This is a genomic window from Streptomyces sp. NPDC003016 (assembly GCF_053591455.1).
Genome location: NZ_JBSFTV010000001.1, coordinates 212,969 through 230,085, shown reverse-complemented (window position 1 = coordinate 230,085; position 17,117 = coordinate 212,969). Strand labels below are relative to the sequence as shown.

General features: G+C 71.9%; 15 protein-coding genes. 11 read left to right on the top strand and 4 right to left on the bottom strand.

Annotated features, from left to right (window positions below):
• Positions 1-241: 241 nt before the first annotated feature.
• The 4 genes from ectA to thpD all read left to right on the top strand — a co-directional run bounded on the left by ectA (position 242) and on the right by thpD (position 3,471).
• Positions 242-775 (top strand): diaminobutyrate acetyltransferase, encoded by a 534-nt coding sequence (gene ectA / locus ACWDZ4_RS01000; RefSeq protein ID WP_451506336.1) that lies wholly within the window; start codon positions 242-244, stop codon positions 773-775.
• Positions 776-823: 48 nt separating this feature from the next.
• Positions 824-2,092 (top strand): diaminobutyrate--2-oxoglutarate transaminase, encoded by a 1,269-nt coding sequence (gene ectB, locus ACWDZ4_RS00995; protein WP_451506335.1) that lies wholly within the window; start codon positions 824-826, stop codon positions 2,090-2,092.
• Positions 2,093-2,154: 62 nt separating this feature from the next.
• Positions 2,155-2,553: an ectoine synthase gene (locus ACWDZ4_RS00990; protein WP_069929355.1), complete on the top strand. Its 399-nt coding sequence runs from the start codon at positions 2,155-2,157 to the stop codon at positions 2,551-2,553.
• A 3-nt stretch (positions 2,554-2,556) separates the two neighbouring features.
• Positions 2,557-3,471, top strand: coding sequence for an ectoine hydroxylase (gene thpD, locus ACWDZ4_RS00985; protein ID WP_451506334.1), 915 nt, complete (start codon positions 2,557-2,559; stop codon positions 3,469-3,471).
• A 101-nt stretch (positions 3,472-3,572) separates the two neighbouring features.
• Here thpD and ACWDZ4_RS00980 read toward each other — a convergent pair whose 3' ends face one another.
• Entirely contained in the window at positions 3,573-4,652 is a 1,080-nt protein-coding gene (locus tag ACWDZ4_RS00980; protein WP_451506333.1) for an alkene reductase, read from the bottom strand.
• Positions 4,653-4,778: 126 nt separating this feature from the next.
• Between ACWDZ4_RS00980 and ACWDZ4_RS00975 the strand changes: the two genes are divergently transcribed.
• Positions 4,779-5,339 carry a MarR family winged helix-turn-helix transcriptional regulator gene (locus ACWDZ4_RS00975; protein WP_451506332.1) on the top strand — a complete coding sequence of 187 codons (561 nt, stop codon included), beginning with the start codon at positions 4,779-4,781 and terminating at the stop codon, positions 5,337-5,339.
• Between the two features lie 141 nt (positions 5,340-5,480).
• On the opposite strand, the gene ACWDZ4_RS00970 is transcribed toward ACWDZ4_RS00975, so the two are convergent.
• Complete coding sequence (locus ACWDZ4_RS00970; RefSeq protein WP_451506331.1) at positions 5,481-6,542, bottom strand: aminotransferase class V-fold PLP-dependent enzyme; 1,062 nt, start codon at positions 6,540-6,542, stop codon at positions 5,481-5,483.
• A 347-nt stretch (positions 6,543-6,889) separates the two neighbouring features.
• Between ACWDZ4_RS00970 and ACWDZ4_RS00965 the strand changes: the two genes are divergently transcribed.
• Both ACWDZ4_RS00965 and ACWDZ4_RS00960 read left to right on the top strand, forming a co-directional pair.
• Positions 6,890-7,270: a VOC family protein gene (locus ACWDZ4_RS00965; RefSeq protein ID WP_451506330.1), complete on the top strand. Its 381-nt coding sequence runs from the start codon at positions 6,890-6,892 to the stop codon at positions 7,268-7,270.
• Between the two features lie 632 nt (positions 7,271-7,902).
• Positions 7,903-8,340: an MFS transporter gene (locus tag ACWDZ4_RS00960; RefSeq protein ID WP_451506329.1), complete on the top strand. Its 438-nt coding sequence runs from the start codon at positions 7,903-7,905 to the stop codon at positions 8,338-8,340.
• An 82-nt stretch (positions 8,341-8,422) separates the two neighbouring features.
• On the opposite strand, the gene ACWDZ4_RS00955 is transcribed toward ACWDZ4_RS00960, so the two are convergent.
• Positions 8,423-11,740: a S8 family peptidase gene (locus ACWDZ4_RS00955; RefSeq protein WP_451506328.1), complete on the bottom strand. Its 3,318-nt coding sequence runs from the start codon at positions 11,738-11,740 to the stop codon at positions 8,423-8,425.
• Positions 11,741-11,902: 162 nt separating this feature from the next.
• Complete coding sequence (locus ACWDZ4_RS00950) at positions 11,903-13,432, bottom strand: aldehyde dehydrogenase (NADP(+)) (RefSeq protein WP_451506327.1); 1,530 nt, start codon at positions 13,430-13,432, stop codon at positions 11,903-11,905.
• Between the two features lie 107 nt (positions 13,433-13,539).
• Between ACWDZ4_RS00950 and ACWDZ4_RS00945 the strand changes: the two genes are divergently transcribed.
• The 4 genes from ACWDZ4_RS00945 (at position 13,540) to ACWDZ4_RS00930 (ending at position 17,110) form a co-directional block, all read left to right on the top strand.
• Positions 13,540-14,310: an IclR family transcriptional regulator gene (locus ACWDZ4_RS00945; protein WP_451506326.1), complete on the top strand. Its 771-nt coding sequence runs from the start codon at positions 13,540-13,542 to the stop codon at positions 14,308-14,310.
• Positions 14,310-14,780 (top strand): GNAT family N-acetyltransferase, encoded by a 471-nt coding sequence (locus tag ACWDZ4_RS00940; RefSeq protein ID WP_451506325.1) that lies wholly within the window; start codon positions 14,310-14,312, stop codon positions 14,778-14,780. Before ACWDZ4_RS00945 ends, ACWDZ4_RS00940 begins: the two co-directional genes overlap by 1 nt.
• A gap of 78 nt (positions 14,781-14,858) precedes the next feature.
• Positions 14,859-15,866 (top strand): hypothetical protein, encoded by a 1,008-nt coding sequence (locus ACWDZ4_RS00935; protein ID WP_451506324.1) that lies wholly within the window; start codon positions 14,859-14,861, stop codon positions 15,864-15,866.
• Positions 15,863-17,110, top strand: coding sequence for a sensor histidine kinase (locus ACWDZ4_RS00930; RefSeq protein ID WP_451506323.1), 1,248 nt, complete (start codon positions 15,863-15,865; stop codon positions 17,108-17,110). Before ACWDZ4_RS00935 ends, ACWDZ4_RS00930 begins: the two co-directional genes overlap by 4 nt.
• The last annotated feature ends 7 nt before the right edge of the window (positions 17,111-17,117 follow it).

Here is a 17,117-nt window from a genome sequence, read left to right as displayed (position 1 = left end):
GTTTTCTTATGCCCGCTCCTCCCGAGCTCAAACGTGGAGGTTTCAAGCAAAGATCGGGGCGGTTTCGGGGGTGTGACCGACCCCACATCGCGGGTGATTTGGCTGGTAATTTCCCGCCAAATCGCCCAGATTTGCAGTCTGCTCGCGTGAAGTGTGTGCCCGCGCGATAACACAGATTCCCCTTCCACCCAACCCCTTCCCGCGATGCATTTTTTGAATTCGCTGGGTAAATTGCATCCGCATGACCGCCGCACAAGCAGACCTTGCACGGACCCGAAGCGAATTCCTGCAGATCGAAGCTCCGCGAGCAGAGGACGGAGCCGCGATCTGGCGCATTGCCCGCGACTCCAAGGTCCTGGACCTCAACTCCTCGTACAGCTATCTGCTGTGGTGCCGCGACTTCGCGGCGACTTCGGTCGTGGCCCGGGACAGCCCCGGAGGCGAGCCGATCGCGTTCATCACGGGCTACATCCGCCCCGAGCGCCCCGAGACCCTCGTCGTCTGGCAGGTCGCCGTCGACCACGCCCACCGCGGGCGCGGGCTGGCCGGCACGCTCCTGGAGGCGCTGACCGAGAAGGTCGCCGCGCGCCAGGGGGTGAAGGTGATCGAGACGACCGTGACCCCGGACAACACCGCCTCCAACCGGCTGTTCACCTCGTACGCCGAGCGCCACGGTGCGCCCCTGGAGCGCGAAGTGCTCTTCGAGGGCGAGCTGTTCCCCGAGGACACGCACCTGCCCGAGGTGCTGTACCGCATCGGCCCTCTCGCCGCCTGATCCGCCCCCTGCCGACTTCCTTCCCCCTTCTTTCCCCAGGAGAGCGCCGTGACCATCACCCCTCCCGCCCTGAGCGTCTTCGAGACCCTGGAATCCGAGGTACGCAGCTACTGCCGCGGCTGGCCGGCCGTGTTCGACCGCGCGCAGGGCAGCCACCTCCACGACGAGGACGGCCACACCTACCTCGACTTCTTCGCCGGCGCCGGGTCACTCAACTACGGTCACAACAACCCGGTACTGAAACGGGCGCTGATCGACTACATCGAGCGCGACGGCATCACCCACGGCCTCGACATGGCGACGACCGCGAAACGTGCCTTCCTGGAGACCTTCCAGAACGTGGTGCTGCGGCCGCGCGACCTGCCGTACAAGGTGATGTTCCCGGGCCCGACCGGCACCAACGCCGTCGAGGCAGCGCTGAAGCTCGCCCGCAAGGTCAAGGGCCGCGAGTCGGTCGTGTCCTTCACCAACGCCTTCCACGGCATGTCGCTGGGCTCGCTCGCCGTCACCGGCAACGCGTTCAAGCGGGCCGGTGCCGGTATACCGCTGGTGCACGGCACGCCGATGCCGTTCGACAACTACTTCGACGGCACGGTCCCGGACTTCCTGTGGTTCGAGCGGCTGCTCGAGGACCAGGGGTCCGGCCTCAACAAGCCCGCCGCGGTGATCGTCGAGACGGTGCAGGGCGAGGGCGGCATCAACGTCGCCCGCGCCGAGTGGCTGCGCGCGCTCCAGGACCTGTGCCACCGCCAGGACATGCTGCTGATCGTCGACGACATCCAGATGGGCTGCGGCCGCACCGGCGGTTTCTTCTCCTTCGAGGAGGCCGGCATCACGCCGGACATCGTCACCCTGTCGAAGTCCATCAGCGGGTACGGCCTGCCGATGTCGCTGTGCCTGTTCAAGCCCGAGCTGGACGTCTGGGAGCCGGGCGAGCACAACGGCACCTTCCGCGGCAACAACCCCGCGTTCGTCACCGCCACCGCCGCGCTCAACACCTACTGGGCCGACGGCCAGATGGAGAAGCAGACCATCGCCCGCGGCGAGCAGGTCGAGCGCGCGCTGCTGGCCATCGCCGACGAGAACGACGGGGCCGGGGTCGGCTTCCGGGGCCGGGGCCTGGTCTGGGGCCTGGGGTTCGCCGACAAGGAGCGCGCCACGGCGGTCTGCCGCCGCGCCTTCGAGCTCGGCATGCTGCTGGAGACCTCGGGTCCCCAGAGCGAGGTCGTGAAGCTGCTGCCGGCGCTCACCATCTCCCCCGACGAACTGGACGAGGGGCTGCGCATCCTGGCCCGTTCCGTCCGCGAGACCGCCTGACGGCGGGGCCGCCCGACCGCTTCACCGTCTCACCGCAGTAACACAGAAGGGCTCGACTGACCGTGATCGTCCGATCGTTCAAGGACATTGAAGGCACCGACCGCCATGTGAAGGCCGCCTCCGGAACCTGGGAGAGCAAGCGCATCGTGCTCGCCAAGGAGAAGGTCGGCTTCTCGCTCCACGAGACCGTGCTGTACGCGGGTACGGAGACGTCGATGTGGTACGCGAACCACATCGAAGCCGTCCTGTGCACGGAGGGCGAGGCCGAACTCACCAACGACGAGACCGGCGAGACCCACTGGATCACGCCGGGCACGATGTACCTGCTGGACGGCCACGAGCGCCACACCATGCGCCCCAAGACCGACTTCCGCTGCGTATGCGTCTTCAACCCTCCCGTCACCGGACGGGAGGACCACGACGAGAACGGTGTCTACCCGCTGCTGACCGAGGAGGTCTGAACCATGACCGACGTACTGACCCCGCGCATCGAGACCCCCCGCGCCGACCTCTACCCGACGCGCGGCGCCGCCGAGGTGACCACCCCCCGCCAGGACCCGGTCGTCTGGTCCGCGCCCGGCGCGCCGGGACCCGTCGAGCCCGCCGAACTCATGAGCTTCGAGCGGGACGGCTTCCTCACCGTCGACCAGCTCATCACCCCGGACGAGGTGTCGCTCTACCGGGCCGAGCTGGACCGGCTGATCACCGACCCGCAGGTGCGGGCGGACGAGCGCTCGATCATCGAGCCCAAGTCGGGGGACGTACGGTCGGTCTTCGAGGTGCACCGCATCAGCGAGGTCTTCGCGCAGCTGGTGCGCGACCCGCGGGTGGTCGGCAGGGCCCGCCAGATCCTCGGCTCGGACGTGTACGTCCACCAGTCGCGGATCAACGTCAAGCCGGGCTTCGGGGCCTCGGGCTTCTACTGGCACTCGGACTTCGAGACCTGGCACGCCGAGGACGGCCTGCCGAACATGCGGACCGTGTCCGTCTCGATCGCGCTGACCGAGAACTACGACACCAACGGCGGCCTGATGATCATGCCGGGGTCGCACAAGGAGTTCCTGGGCTGCGCGGGCGAGACGCCGAAGGACAACTACAAGAAGTCGCTCCAGATGCAGGACGCCGGCACGCCGTCGGACGCCGCGCTGACGCGCATGGCGGACCGGCACGGCATCAGGCTCTTCACGGGCAAGGCCGGTTCGGCGACCTGGTTCGACTGCAACTGCATGCACGGCTCGGGCGACAACATCACGCCGTACGCGCGCAGCAACGTCTTCATCGTCTTCAACAGCGTGGAGAACACGGCGGTCGAACCGTTCGCGGCGCCCGTGCCGCGGCCGGAGTTCATCGGGGCGAGGGACTTCACGCCGGTGAAGTAGGCAGGCGGCCGGGTGGCGCGAGCCCCCGGACAGGCGGGCGGGACCGGTTCGGTGGAACCGGTCCCGCCCGCCTCGTGCTCGCCCCAGGCGCTTCAAGTACTTCAGGCGCTTGAGGCGGTCAGCGCCGGATAGTCGGTGTAGCCCTTGGCCTCGCCGGCGAAGAAGGTGGCCGGGTCCGGGGTGTTGTACGGTCCCCCGGTCTTCAGCCGGGCCGGGAGGTCCGGGTTGGCGAGGAAGAGCGCTCCGTACGCGACGAGGTCGGCGACGCCCTCCTCGACGAGCCCGAGCGAACCGTGGTCCGTGGGGCCCTCGGTCGCCGGGTTGAGGACGAAGGTGCCGGAGAACTTCGCGCGCAGTTCCAGCAGCAGTCCACGCTGCTCGGGGGAGACCTCGACGGCGTGCAGGTAGGCGAGGCCGAGCGGCGCCACGGCCTCGACGAGCGCCGGGTACACGGCGTCGGTGTCGGTCTCGGCGATGTCGTTGTACGGGTTGGCGGGCGAGATCCGCAGGCCGGTCCGGTCGGCGCCGACGGCCGCCGCGACCGCCTTGGCGACCTCGACGGCGAAGCGGATGCGGTTCTCGACGGAGCCGCCCCACTCGTCGGTGCGCAGGTTGGTGTTGGTCGCGAGGAACTGCTGGATGAGGTAGCCGTTGGCGCCGTGCAGTTCGACGCCGTCGAAGCCGGCGTCGATGGCGTTGCGGGCGGCGGTCTCGAAGTCGGCGATGGTGTCCAGCACCTCGGCGCCGGTCAGCTCGCGCGGGGTGACGAAGTCCTTCATGCCCTCGGAGGTGTAGAGCTGCCCGGCGGCGGCCACCGCGGAGGGGGCGACCGGGACCAGCCCGTCGGGGAGGAGGACGGGGTGGCCGATGCGGCCCGCGTGCATGAGCTGGGCGTAGATCCGGCCGCCCGCGGCGTGCACGGCGTCGGTGACCTTGCGCCAGCCCGCGGTCTGCTCCCTGCTGTGCAGGCCGGGGGTGAACGGGTAGCCCTGGCCGACGACGGAGGGCTGGACTCCTTCGGTGACGATCAGACCGGCGGAGGCACGCTGGGTGTAGTACTCGGCGGTGAGCTCGGTCGGTACGCCGCCCTCGGCGGCGCGGCTGCGGGTCATCGGGGCCATCACGATGCGGTTGGCGAGCGGGGTGCCCGACAGGTCGAACGGATCGAATGCGGTGGTCACGGCAGAAGCCCCCAGAGGAGATACGCGAATATGTGGTCGACCAATGAATCCCGGCCGGAGCCACTGTAACGCATTACTTGGCCGACCAAGGTAAAGTTGTCCCCACAGTTCCGAGAAGGAGTTCCCATGAGCGCCGAGCCCGCCTGTCCCGAGCCCCCGAGCACCGCGAGCGGCGGTCCGGTCAGCCACTCCATCTCCCAGACCGCCCGGCTCCACCGCATCGCCGCGGGCCGGCTCCTGCGCGGTCTCGGCCTCTACCCCGGCCAGGAGTTCGTGATGATGCACCTGTGGGACGTGGGGCCGGTGCGCCAGTCGGAGCTGATCAAGGCGGTCGGCCTGGACCCGTCGACGGTGACGAAGATGCTCCAGCGCCTGGAGCAGTCGGGCCATGTACGCCGTCGCCCCGACCCCGCGGACCGGCGGGCCGCCCTCGTCGAGGCGACCGGCCGGAGCTGCGGCCTGAAGGCGCAGGTGGAGCAGGCCTGGCAACGGCTGGAGGAGATCACCCTGGCGGGACTCGACGAGCCCGAGCGCAAGGAACTGCTGCGGCTGCTGGGCCGCGTGGAGGCCAATCTCTGCCCGCAGGCGCGCGAGGAGGCACAGTCCGCGGCGCAGGCGTGCACGGCGGACTCCGCTCCTGGCGGCTTCGCCCCGCCCGGTGGACGAGGAGCGGAGTCCGGGGCCTGAGCACCGGGGTCCGAGCAACGGGGTCCGAGCAACGGGCCACCGGGCCCGAGCACCGAACCCCCGGGCCTCGGACCCCGGGCCCGAGGCCACCGAGTCCGGACACCTGGCCCCCGGGCTCCGGGGCAGCGCGCCGGCGACGCTTCAGCCGGCGAGCACGTCCAGCGCCCGGTCCACATCGGCGCCGGTGTTGTAGAGGTGGAAGGACGCGCGCAGGTTCCCCGCGCGCACGGAGACGACGATGTCCGCCTCCGTCAGCGCGTCGAGCCGGTGGGCGAGCCCCGGGGTGGCGACGACCACGGAGTCGGCGGGAACCGGTTCGTGGCCGAGGGAGACGAGCCCCTCCCGGAAGCGGGCGGCGAGCGCGGTGGTGTGGGCCCGTACGTTCTCGACGCCGATCTCCTCCAGGAGCGCGAGGGACTGCTCGGCGCCGACGTACGGCAGGAAGGGCGGCGGCTCGTCGAACCGGCGGGCGCTGCGGGCGAGCTCCGCGACGGGGCCGTACGTACTGCTCCAGACGTCCTCGCCGGCGATCCATCCCGCGTGGAACGGTATGAGGGATTCCTGCGCCTCTTCGGTGACGGTGAGGAACGACGCGCCGCGCGGCGCCATCAGGTACTTGTAGCCACCGGTGACGGTGTAGTCGAAGCTCCCCGCGTCGAAGGGCAGCCAGCCCGCCGCCTGGGACGCGTCGACGAGCGTGCGGGCGCCGTGGGCGGCGGCGGCGGCCCGTACGGCGGCCAGATCGGCGACGCGCCCGTCGGCGGACTGCACCGCGGAGAAGGCCACCAGGGCGGTTCCCGGGCGCACCGACCCGGCCAGGGCGTCCAGCGGCACGTACCGCACCTTGAGGTCCCCGCGGACCACGAACGGGTTGACCACCGAGGCGAAGTCCCCCTCGGCGCACAGGACTTCGGAACCGGCGGGCAGCGAGGCCGCGATCAGCCCGACATGGACGGCCACCGCGCTGCCGAGGGCGACCCGCTCGCCGGGAACCCCGACGAGCCGCGCGAAGGACGCGCGGGCGGCGATCGGGGCGTCGAAGCTGTTCCCGCCGTCGGGACTGCCGGTCGCGTTCAGCTCGGCCGCGGCCTTGACGGCCTCGACGCCGCGACGGGGCAGCAGCCCGCAGGTGGAGGTGTTGAGGTACGTCGTCTCAGGCGCGAACTCGGCGCCTACGGTTTCGGTGAGGGTGAGGGGCTCCATGTCCTCTACTCTGCTGCCTCACCAACTCCTCGTCCATTGCATATGTTTGACCCCGTACCCCAAGCAATGCTTATGTGTTGCTCCCGCTGCCGTCGAGGCGGCTCGCCCACGCCTGTTCCGGCGCCTGAGCAACGCCCTCCAGGGCTCTCCGGGCCGTGCCCCGAAGGCGGCTTCCCTACCGCATGGCCGACGGCCTTGCCCGGCTGCCCGGACAGGGCCGGCCCTGGAATCATGTCGCCCGTGCTCGCCTCGTCCGATACGGTCGCGGAAGTGTTTTCACTGCTGGGAGCCCATGAGGTTCGCGTGGGGCCTCTCCGGCAGTTCCCGGGCTGAAAGCAGGTTTCGTTATGGCATGCCGTATCAGTGAGCTCGTGCTCGGTTGCCGCGACCCTGAGGTGCTGGCACGGTTCTGGTGCGAGGTCCTGGACTTCGTCGTGCTCGATCGCGAGGACGACGGCACGCTGGAGATCGGACCGCGCGAAGGGTTCGGTGGTCCGCAGCCGACGATCATCCTCAGTCGCCGGGACGAGCCGGAGAAGGGGAAATCCCGGCTGCACATCGACGTCAACGCCACCGACCGCGATCAGGACGCCGAGCTCGAACGCCTTCTGAAGCTCGGTGCGCGCCCGGCCGACATCGGCCAGACGGGGGAGGAGCAGTGGCATGTCCTGTCCGACCCCGAAGGCAATGAGTTCTGCCTGCTCAAGACCCGCCTCAACCCACTCTGATGCTCATCGGTCACGCCTCGGCACCAGGCACCCAGGGTCTGCCCCGAAGTCCGGTGTGACGGGCGTGTCGTGAGCGTGGAGTGAGTGCGGTCTCCGGCAGGGGGTTCATCGGCCGGGAAGAACCTGGACACCGGGAACCCCGTGGCCACTCCTGGCGGTGACGGGCCGGCGTGACCTGACCGATGAGCAGAGGGCGCGGCCGGAAAACCGCTCATTCCTCGCGGGAGACCGCCAGAGACCGCGCGGGAGACCGCAGGGGTTCAGGGAGCGGCGGTCGCGGTCGGGCGGCTGAAGGCCGGCCGGTAGGCGCTGGGCGTCAGGCCGGCCGCGCCGGCTTTCGCGGTGATCGAGGGCGGGGCGGTCGCCCTCGTGGCGTCGGCGGCCGCGGCGTTGTCCGGGGCGGTGTTCGTAGCCGTGGAGGCGCGGCAGCCGCATCCCGTGGTGCCTGCCGCTCGGCCTGTTCCGCGACCCGGTCGTCGCGGTGGCGGTGGCGGCGGGTTCGGCGTGCAGCGCCGCCTTCCACGGGATGGCCTTCGTCCTCAGCCTGTACTTCCAGCAGGTCCACCACCTGTCGGCGCCGGACACCGGCCTGATGTTCCTGCCCCTGACCGGGCTGATCCCCCGTGGTGGACATGGCCTCGGGGAGGCTCGCGAACCGCTGCGGCCCGCGCCGTCCGCTGCTCATCGGCCAGAGCGCCGCGGCCGCGGGGCTGCTGCCCCTGCTGTTCGTCGGCCCGGACACTCCGCTGCCGGTGACGGCGGTGCTGCTGGTTCCGGTGGGCCTGGGCGTCGGCCTCGCCCTGCCGCCGCTGACCGCCGCCATGATGGAGGCGGTCCCCGCCGGGCGGCCGGGGCTCGCGGCGGGTGTGCTCAACGCCGCCCGCCAGGTCGCGGGCGGGCTCGGCGTCGCGGCGTTCGGCGCGCTGGTCGCCGTCGGCTTCGCGGCCGGTCTCCGTACGTCCCTGCTGGTCAGTGTCGGGCTTTGGACGGCGACCGCGCCGGCGACGCTCACCCGGCCGCGGTCCGACCGCGCCGGTACTGCCCCGGAGCGGCTCCGCACTCCCGCTTGAACGGCACACGGACGGCCCGCCGGGACCGAGGTCCCGGCGGGCCGCTGTTGCCGTGGGCAGCAGTGCCCGCGTGCCTACGGGGTCACTTGCCGTAGTACGCGTTGTAGACCGACACCGCCGACTTGTTGCCCTTCTTGTCCGCGATGGCGGCGCGGAAGGAGACGCCCTTCCCCTTCGCCGGGTTCTTCACGGAGATCCTGCCGCTCCTGACGTCCTTCTTCTTCCACGTACGGCCCCCGTCGTACGACACGTACACGGTCAGCGACTTGAGGTTGCTGCCCGCGGCCGCGCCCTGGACGGAGACCGGGACCGACTGGGTCGTGCCGGCCGGCGCCGTGCTGTCCGGACCGAGCTTCGCGCCGAAGCGCGCCGTGGAGATCGGCGCCTTCACCGTGTCCGCGGACTTCTTGGACCGGAACGTGAAGCTCGCGTCGACGCGGGTCGAGGCCGCCGCGACCTTCTTGCTCCGGCTGATCGACGTCGACAGCTTGTACTCGGCGTCGCCGGCCGGGACGGTGAACTCTTCGCTGCCGTCGAGGGGGTCGGCCGTCTGGGCGATCCTGGTGCCGTTGCGGTACAGGGTCGTCTTCACCGAGGAGTAGACCGAAGCGCCCGCGTGGTTCTTGCCGTCGGCGAAGACCGGCAGCATTCCGGAGAGGGTGTTGCCGTCGCGGAAGACCCCGAAGTCGGAGCTGATACGCGGCCCGAAGACGCCGACGTTGAAGGTCTTCTCGTACTTCCGACCCCCCTTGAACGTCTGAGGGGCTCCCAGCGCGTACGCGGCCTCGGTGATCGGGAAGCCGTCGGCGTCCCGGCCGGCGTACTGCTCGAAGTCCATGGTCCACTTGGCGTTGTCGACCGTGGACACATACACCGTGCGGGTCCCCGGCAGCTTCTGTCCTTGGGGCATCACCGCGACACCGCCGCTGTCACCGATGAAGCCGATCACGGTCACGCCACCGGTCTTGCCGGACGCCGAGGCGCCCATGCCGGCCTTCACCCTGGCGAGCTCGCTCGACTTGAAGTGCTTGGTGTAACCGGTGGGGAACCGGTTCACCTCGCGGCCGGTCGCCACGTGGTAGTCGGTGGCCGCGCCCTTGGACCACGCCCCGTTCAGCGTGAAGGACAGCGGACCGGCGGACGCCGCGCCGACCGACGCGGTGCGGAGCTGCTGGAACGAGTCGGCGAACAGGCCCCACTCCACGCCCACCGGTTCGGACCAGTAGGACACGGCTGCCAGTCGCTGCTTCGCCGCGCTGTCCGGCACGGTGACGTCGAGCGCCCTGGTGGTGCGCGCGTCGATCGTCACGGACGTGTTCTTCGTGACGTCCAGCTTCGGCTGGACCAGCAGGTTGGCGGCGCTGCTGTCGCTCGCGCCGTCAAGGACGAGGGAGTTCAGCAGGTACGCGCCCTTGGGCACCCGGACCGTCACCGTGCCGGACGGGTCGTACACCTCGAAGCCCTGCTCGGCCTCGTCGCTGTACGGCATGAGGTCGGTGGAGAAGAGCGCCGCGGGCTTTCCGTCACGCCCGATGTGCTTGAGCGTCACGTCGTACGCCTCGGACTCGCGCTGCACCGCCGCCCCCGTGCGGACGGACTGGCCGCCGCCCGTGGCGACGACGTACGCGGAGTACGCGCCGTGGGTGGAACCGCCCGGCTTCGTGTCGGTGATCAGGTCGGCGGAGGCCGTTCCGCCCGCGGGCACGGTCAGGCTCTTCGTCCCGAGGGTGAAGAATCCGGCCGGGGCGGGCCGGCCCTTCGGGTCGGTGCCGGCCACCGTCAGGTCGAGGGTGAGGTCCGTCGTGCCGAGGTTGCGGTAGGTGACCTGCTTGGTCACCGGCTTGTCGTCGGTGTGCGGCCACTGCTGCGTGCCGAGGTTCAGCGACACCGGCTCGGCGACGACGGTCTGCTGGACCGCCTTGTCGACGGCTATCCGTCCCGAACCCTGCTCGAACGGCGTGTACGCCCCGCCCTTCGCGGACGCGGTCAGCGCGCCCTTGATCTCGGCGTACGTCCACTTCGGGTGCTGCTGCTTGAGGATCGCGGCGGCGCCGGCGACATGCGGGGTCGCCATCGACGTACCGGAGATCGTCAGGTAGCCCGGCGGCTTCTCGCCGACCTCCTTGGCGATGACGCTGCCCTTCGCCGAGGCGGCGGTGATGTCCACGCCGGGCGCGGTCACGTCGGGCTTGACGGCGCCGTCACCGACCCGCGGCCCGGTGCTGGAGAAGTCGGCCAGCTTGTCGTTGTCGTCGACCGCTCCGACGGTGAGCGCGGCGTCCGCGCTGCCGGGCGAGCCGACCGTCCGGGGGCCTTCGTTGCCCGCCGCGATGGCGAACAGGATGCCCTTCTCGGCGGACAACTTGTTGACCTGGGCCTCCAGCGGGTCCACCGCGGGGGTGTCCTGGCCGCCGAGCGACAGGTTGACGACGTCGGCGCCCTGCTCGACGGCCCAGTCCATGCCCGCGATGATGCCGGAGTCGTCGCCGTAACCGTCGTCGCTGAGCACCTTGCCGTTGAGCAGCTTCGCGCCGGGCGCGACACCCTTGTGGACGGCGCCCGCGCCGGCCGCGATGGACGCGACGTGCGTGCCGTGGCCGTAGCGGTCCTTGGCGTCGGGGGACGTCGAGAAGTTCCTCTCCGCGACGACCTGGTTCTTCAGGTCCGCGTGGGTGGCGTCGACACCCGTGTCCAGGACGGCGATCTTGACGCCCTTGCCGTCGTATCCGGCCGCCCACGCCTTGGGCGCTCCGATCCGCGGGACGCTCCTGTCCAGGCTTGCCCTGCGGACGCCGTCGAGCCAGACGTGGGCGATGCCCGACGCGTTGGTGCGGACGCCGCCGTCCTGCTCGCGGGTCAGGGCGTTCCACAGCTCGGACGCGTCCTGCCGGGGCGTCGTGACGGCGTCGGCGTTCAGCGACTCGAGGGTCCTGCGGACCGTGGTGTCACCGGCGTCGCGTACGTCCGACTTCGCCTGCGCGGCGGCGCCGCGGTAGCCGACGATGACCTTCAGGCCCTTCTTCTGGGCCTTGCGGCTGGTCGCCCTGCTGAGCTCGGTGACGTCGAACAGACGCCGGTCGAGCCTGCCCGAGTCGACCAGCCGCTGTGCGTCGACGGGGATCACCGTGGTGTGGCCGTCGGCGCGCTTCACGGACACGGGTATGTGCTCGCGGCCCTTGGCGCGCTCGAAGCCGACGACGCGGCCCTCCGCGTCGGCCAGGACGCGGTCCCCCGTGATCAGCGTGATGCGGTGCTTGGGCACGAGGGCCGTGCCCTTGCCCGTGCCCGACGCGGCCGTGGCCGCCGTGCGCTCCCCCGCAGCCGACGCCGGGCTGGTCAGGCCCGCCGTCAGCGCCACGGCCGCGGCCGCGGCAACAGTCGTCGCGCACACCTTTTTCACTTGTCTTGACAACACTCCCCCTGAGATGCATGAACCGGGCGAATAGGAATTCGCCCGGGCTCATCAGTATGACCGGTGGGGCGTGTGCTCAACAGTGGGTTTCAGGCGAAGAGGCGAGCGAATCGTCGATGGGACGGCCGGTGGTTCACGCCCGCCCGGAAGTTACTCCTGACGGCCGTCCACCCGGCGCGGCAGACCCTGCGGGTTGTCGTCGCGCAGCTCCGGCGGGAGCAGCGCCTGCGGCGTCGACTGGTAGGTGACCGGCCGCAGCCAGCGCTCCACGGCCGTCGCGCCCACCGACGTGGACGTGGACGTCGTCGCCGGGTACGGGCCGCCGTGGTGCTGGGCGGGGGCGACCGCGACCCCCGTCGGCCACCCGTTGACCAGCACCCGGCCCGCGAGCGGGGTCAGCTCCGCGAGCAGACCCGCCCCGGTGTCCCCGTCACCCGCCAGTTCCCGCGTGGAGAGCTGGAGGGTGGCGGTGAGGTTGCCGGGCAGCCGGGAGAGTACGGCGGTGATCTCGGCGGGGTCGTCGTAGCGCGCGACGACGGTGACCGGCCCGAAGCACTCCTCCAGGAGCAGGTCGTGCGCGCCCCCGGTGGCCAGCAGCCGGGCCGGTACGGTCAGGAACCCCGCGCTCACCGCGTGCTCGCCGCCCTCGCCCGGGGCCACCGGGGCTTCGGTGTCCGCCAGCGCGGCCCGCTCCCGTACGCCGGAGACGAACGCGTCCCGCATCCGGTGGTCGAGCATCACGCCGGGACCGGCGGCGCCGACGGCCTCGGCCAGGGACTTCAGCATCCGGTCGCCGGCCTCGCCGGCCGGGGCCAGGACGAAACCGGGCTTGGTGCAGAACTGCCCCGTGCCCAGCGTCAGGGAGCCCGCGAGGCCGGTGCCGATCTGTTCGGCCCGCTCCTCGGCGGCCGCCGGCGTGACCACGACCGGGTTGAGGGAGCCGAGTTCGCCGTGGAAGGGGATCGGGGCGGGGCGGGCCGCCGCGGCGTCGAAGAGCGCCCGTCCGCCGCGCACCGAACCGGTGAAGCCCGCGGCCGCCACCAGCGGGTGCTTCACCAGCTCGACGCCCGCGTCGAAGCCGTGGAGCAGGATCACCACGTCCTCCGGCAGGCCGATGTGAGCCGCCGCCCTGCGCAGCACGGACACGCAGAGCTCGGAGGTGGCGGGGTGGTCGGGGTGCGCCTTGACGACGACCGGGCAGCCCGCGGCGAGCGCGCTCGCGGTGTCGCCGCCGGGCACCGAGAAGGCGAGCGGGAAGTTGCTGGCGGCGTAGACGGCGACGACGCCCAGCGGGATCTTGTAGCGGCGCAGGTCGGGCCAGGGCGGCGTCCTGGCGCCGTCCTCGTGGTCGATCCTGATGTCGAGGAACGCGCCCTCGTCGACGACGTCCGCGAACGCCCTGAGCTGGGCGGTCGTACGGGCGAGTTCGCCGGTCAGCCGGACCGGGCCGAGCGCGGTCTCCGCGTCGGCGGCCTCGACGACCTGCTGCTCCGCCTCGTCGAGGAGGCCGGCCGCGGTACGGAGCAGGGCGGCCCGTACCGCACGGTCGGCGAGGGCGGGACGAGCGGCGTGCGCGGCCCGTACCGCGCGGTCGACGTCTTCCGCCGTGGCCTCCACCGCGACCCGCTCGCGCGGGTTCCCGGTTCGGGGGTCGACACTCCAGACTGGTGCTGCTGCCACCGTGGCGTCCTTCCAGCTGTTCGGTATTCTGAACAGAGTTCCTGTTTCTGAATATGCTGGGACTCTAATAACGGGCGTTCTGTGGGGTCAAGAAGGGGCGAGACGCGATGTCGACTGCCGATACGGGTGGTGCGCAGGTCAAATCCGCGGTGCGGACCGTGGAGTTGCTCGAATATTTCGCCGGCCGCCCCGGCATGCACTCGCTCGCCGCCGTCCAGGAGGCGGTGGGGTATCCCAAGTCCAGCCTCTACATGCTGCTGCGCACGCTCGTCGAGCTCGGCTGGGTGGAGACGGACGCGACGGGCACGCGGTACGGCATCGGCGTGCGGGCCCTGCTCGTCGGCACGTCGTACATCGACGGCGACGAGGTCGTGGCCTCCGCCCGCCCCACCCTCGACCGGCTCTCCGACGACACGACGGAGACGATCCACCTGGCCCGCCTCGACGGTACGAACGTCGTGTATCTCGCGACCCGCCAGTCCCAGCACTACCTGCGCCCCTTCACCCGCGTCGGGCGCCGGCTGCCCGCGCACTCGACGTCCCTCGGCAAGGCGCTGCTCGCGACGCACACCGACGAGCAGGTCCGCAAGCTGCTGCCGGAGACCCTGCCCGCGCTGACCGAGCACACCATCACCGACCGCGAGAAGCTCATCGACGAGCTGCGTCTCGTCCGCGAACAGGGCTACGCGGTGGACCGCGAGGAGAACACGCTGGGCCTGCGCTGCTTCGGTGTCGCCATCCCCTACCGGACCCCCGCCCGCGACGCCATCAGCTGCTCGGTGCCCGTCGCCCGCCTCACCCCGGCGCACGAACAGCTGGTCAAGGACGCGCTGTTCGACGCCCGGGACCGCCTCACGCTCGCCACCCGCAGGCTCTGATGGCGGTGACCCTGCGCGAGGTGGAGCCGTCCGACCTCGACCTGTTCCACCAGCAGTTCCAGGACCCCGAGGCGAAGCGCATGGCGGCTTTCGGCCCGGCGGATCCCGTGGACCGGGCCCGGTTCGACGCGCACTGGGAGCGCAGCATCGCCGAGTACGCCGTACGGACCGTGCTCGCCGACGGCGAGGTCGTGGGCAGCGTCTGCGTGTACGGAGAGCCGGGCGATCTCCAGGTGACGTACTGGATCGAGCGCGCGCACTGGGGCCGGGGCGTGGCCACCGCCGCCCTGCGCGCGCTGCTCGCGCTCGTCCCCCAGCGGCCGCTGTTCGCGCGCGCCGCCGCGGACAACGCCGGGTCGGTCCGGGTCCTGGAGAAGTGTGGGTTCACCGTCACCGGACACGACCGGGGATTCGCGAACGCCCGCGGGACGGAGGTCGACGAGGTGGTCCTCACCCTCACCGGCCGATAGCCGCCTCCCCCGGACGGGGGAGGCGGTTCACCACCGTGCAGGAGGCGCGGCGGCGGCCGGTCCCGGAACGTGGGTGTCATGACCCGGACCGCTTCCGTCCCCACCCCCCGGGGCCCTCGCCCCGCCCCCGCCGGCCGGCTGCGCGCGGCGGCGCGCGCAGCCGCCGTCGTCTCCTGCGTCCCCTACGTGGCGCTCAAGGCCGCCTGGATCGCCGGCAGCGGCGTCGGCATCCCCGACGGCAGCACGCTCCTCGACCACCCCGGCCTGACGGCGGCCGCCAACAGCGTCACGCTCCTGATGGACGCCAGCGTCGTCGTACTGGCCCTGCTGCTCACCCAGGAGTGGGGCCGGCGCGTCCCCGCGTGGCTGCTCGTCCTGCCCATGTGGGCGGCGACCGGGCTGCTGACGCCGATCGTGACCGGGTTCCCGCTCCAGCTGCTGGCGAAGGCGTTCACGGAGACGTTCGCGGATACGCGGAGCGCGCCGGGCGGCAGCGAACCGTTCCTGGACGCGTGGGTCTTCGGCGTCGTCTACACCGGCTTCGTCGTCCAGGGCCTCGCGCTGGGCACCCTCTTCGCGCTGTACACCCGCGAACGCTGGGGCCACCTGTGGCGGGGCACGGTCGGGGACCTGCCGGACTCCGCCGTCGGTCCCCGCCTGCGGGCGGCCGCCGTGGCCGCGTCCGTACTCGCGGCCCTCGCCGGCGTCCCGCACCTGATGTGGGCCGCGGGCTCGGCCACGGGTCTCAGCGGGACCCGGGCCGACGGGCGTACGCCGGACTTCCACCTCCTCGAAGGGACCTACGCCCTGTTCGCGGCCGTCACCGCCGCCGCCGTACTGGCGCTCGCCCTGCGCCGCGGCCGGAGCCTGGCCCTGCGGACGCCGCTGGCGCTCGCCTGGACCGGTTCGGGCGCGCTCGGCTGCTGGGGCGGCTGGCTGCTCGTCGCCTCGGCGCTGCCCGTGACGGACGGAGCCGAACAGGCCACCGCGCTGATGCTGCTGACCTACGCTGGCCAGATGATCGCCGGCCTGTCCGTCCTCGCCACGGGTGCCGCCTTCCTGCGACGGCGCGGGCGCCACGCGTGAGGCACCTGTTCGGGGCGCGGGCCCGGCTGCGGTGGGTCCATCTGATCCTCGGTGGCGCGCTGTCGATGCCGTACTTCCTCCTCGGCAGCGTGTTCGTCGGCCCGTTCATCGGCAACGGGGACGTCTTCACCTCGACGTCCCTGCAGTTCGCCGCCTTCGGCATCGCGCTGCCGGTCGCCGCCCTCACCGCGTTCTTCCCCCTGGTCAGGCCCCTGTCGGCGGGCGCCGTACGGGCGTTGTGCGGGGTGCCCGACGGACAGCTGGCCGACGGGCCCGCCCGGTCCGGGGCGGCGCGGGTGCGGACCGCGGGCTGGTTCACGCTGCATCTCGGGGTCGGCGGCATCATCAGCGGCATGACGCTCGCGGTGCCGCCGTTCGCGGGCGCGCTGATCCTCCTGCCCCTGCTCACCTCGGTGCGCGGCGCCCCCGCCGGGCTGCCCGAAGTCCTCGACCACACCTGGGCGATGGCGCTCGCCCCGGTCGCCGGGGCCGCGATGCTGGTGGCGCTGGCGGCGTGCGCGGCGGCGGCCGGGGCGCTGCTGGCCCGCTGCGCCCCGGTGCTGCTCGGGCCGGCACCGGCCGACCGGCTCGCGGCGGCGGAGCGGCGGGCCGCGGACCTCGCCGTACGCAACCGGCTGGCCCGCGAGCTGCACGACTCGGTGGGGCACGCGCTGAGCGCGGTCACGCTCCAGGCGGGCGCGGCGCGCAGGGTGCTGGACAGCGATGTGGGGTTCGTACGGGAGGCGCTGACCGCGATCGAGGAGACCACGCGGCGTACGGTGGGCGAACTGGACGCCGTACTGGGCCTGTTGCGCCAGGGGGAGGACGCCGGCGGCGACCTGCCGGGGCCCACGCTGGACGCCTTGGACGGTCTGCTGGCCCGCAGCGGCGTGCGGGTCGCGTACACGCAGGACGGCGATCCGGCCGCTCGTGCCCCCGAACCGGTGTCCCGCGAGGCGTACCGCATCGTCCAGGAAGGACTGAGCAACGCCCTGAGGCACGGCGGCGCCGCCCCGGTGTCGCTACGGATCGCCCTGCGCGGCGAGGAGTTGGAGATCGTGATGGAGAACCCGCTGCCCGCCCCCGGCAGGGCCCCGGTGGTACGGCCCGGCGGCGGCCGGGGTCTGCCCGGCACAGCCGAACGGGCCACCCTGCTCGGCGGCCGCGCCGAGGCGGGCCCGCACGGCGACGTGTGGCGGCTCACGGCCCGGCTGCCCGTCGGCGGCGCGGGAGGGCGGCGGTGAACGCGCC

What these genes read in the sequence shown, in the direction of transcription:
- ACWDZ4_RS00965 (WP_451506330.1), top strand. Translation starts at nt 6,890, where the DNA reads ATGGCATGCCGTATCAGTGAGCTCGTGCTCGGTTGCCGCGACCCTGAG.
- ACWDZ4_RS00970 (WP_451506331.1), bottom strand. Translation starts at nt 6,542, where the DNA reads ATGGAGCCCCTCACCCTCACCGAAACCGTAGGCGCCGAGTTCGCGCCT.
- thpD (WP_451506334.1), top strand. Translation starts at nt 2,557, where the DNA reads ATGACCGACGTACTGACCCCGCGCATCGAGACCCCCCGCGCCGACCTC.
- ectA (WP_451506336.1), top strand. Translation starts at nt 242, where the DNA reads ATGACCGCCGCACAAGCAGACCTTGCACGGACCCGAAGCGAATTCCTG.
- ACWDZ4_RS00960 (WP_451506329.1), top strand. Translation starts at nt 7,903, where the DNA reads ATGGCCTCGGGGAGGCTCGCGAACCGCTGCGGCCCGCGCCGTCCGCTG.
- ACWDZ4_RS00940 (WP_451506325.1), top strand. Translation starts at nt 14,310, where the DNA reads ATGGCGGTGACCCTGCGCGAGGTGGAGCCGTCCGACCTCGACCTGTTC.
- ACWDZ4_RS00935 (WP_451506324.1), top strand. Translation starts at nt 14,859, where the DNA reads ATGACCCGGACCGCTTCCGTCCCCACCCCCCGGGGCCCTCGCCCCGCC.
- ACWDZ4_RS00945 (WP_451506326.1), top strand. Translation starts at nt 13,540, where the DNA reads ATGTCGACTGCCGATACGGGTGGTGCGCAGGTCAAATCCGCGGTGCGG.
- ACWDZ4_RS00975 (WP_451506332.1), top strand. Translation starts at nt 4,779, where the DNA reads ATGAGCGCCGAGCCCGCCTGTCCCGAGCCCCCGAGCACCGCGAGCGGC.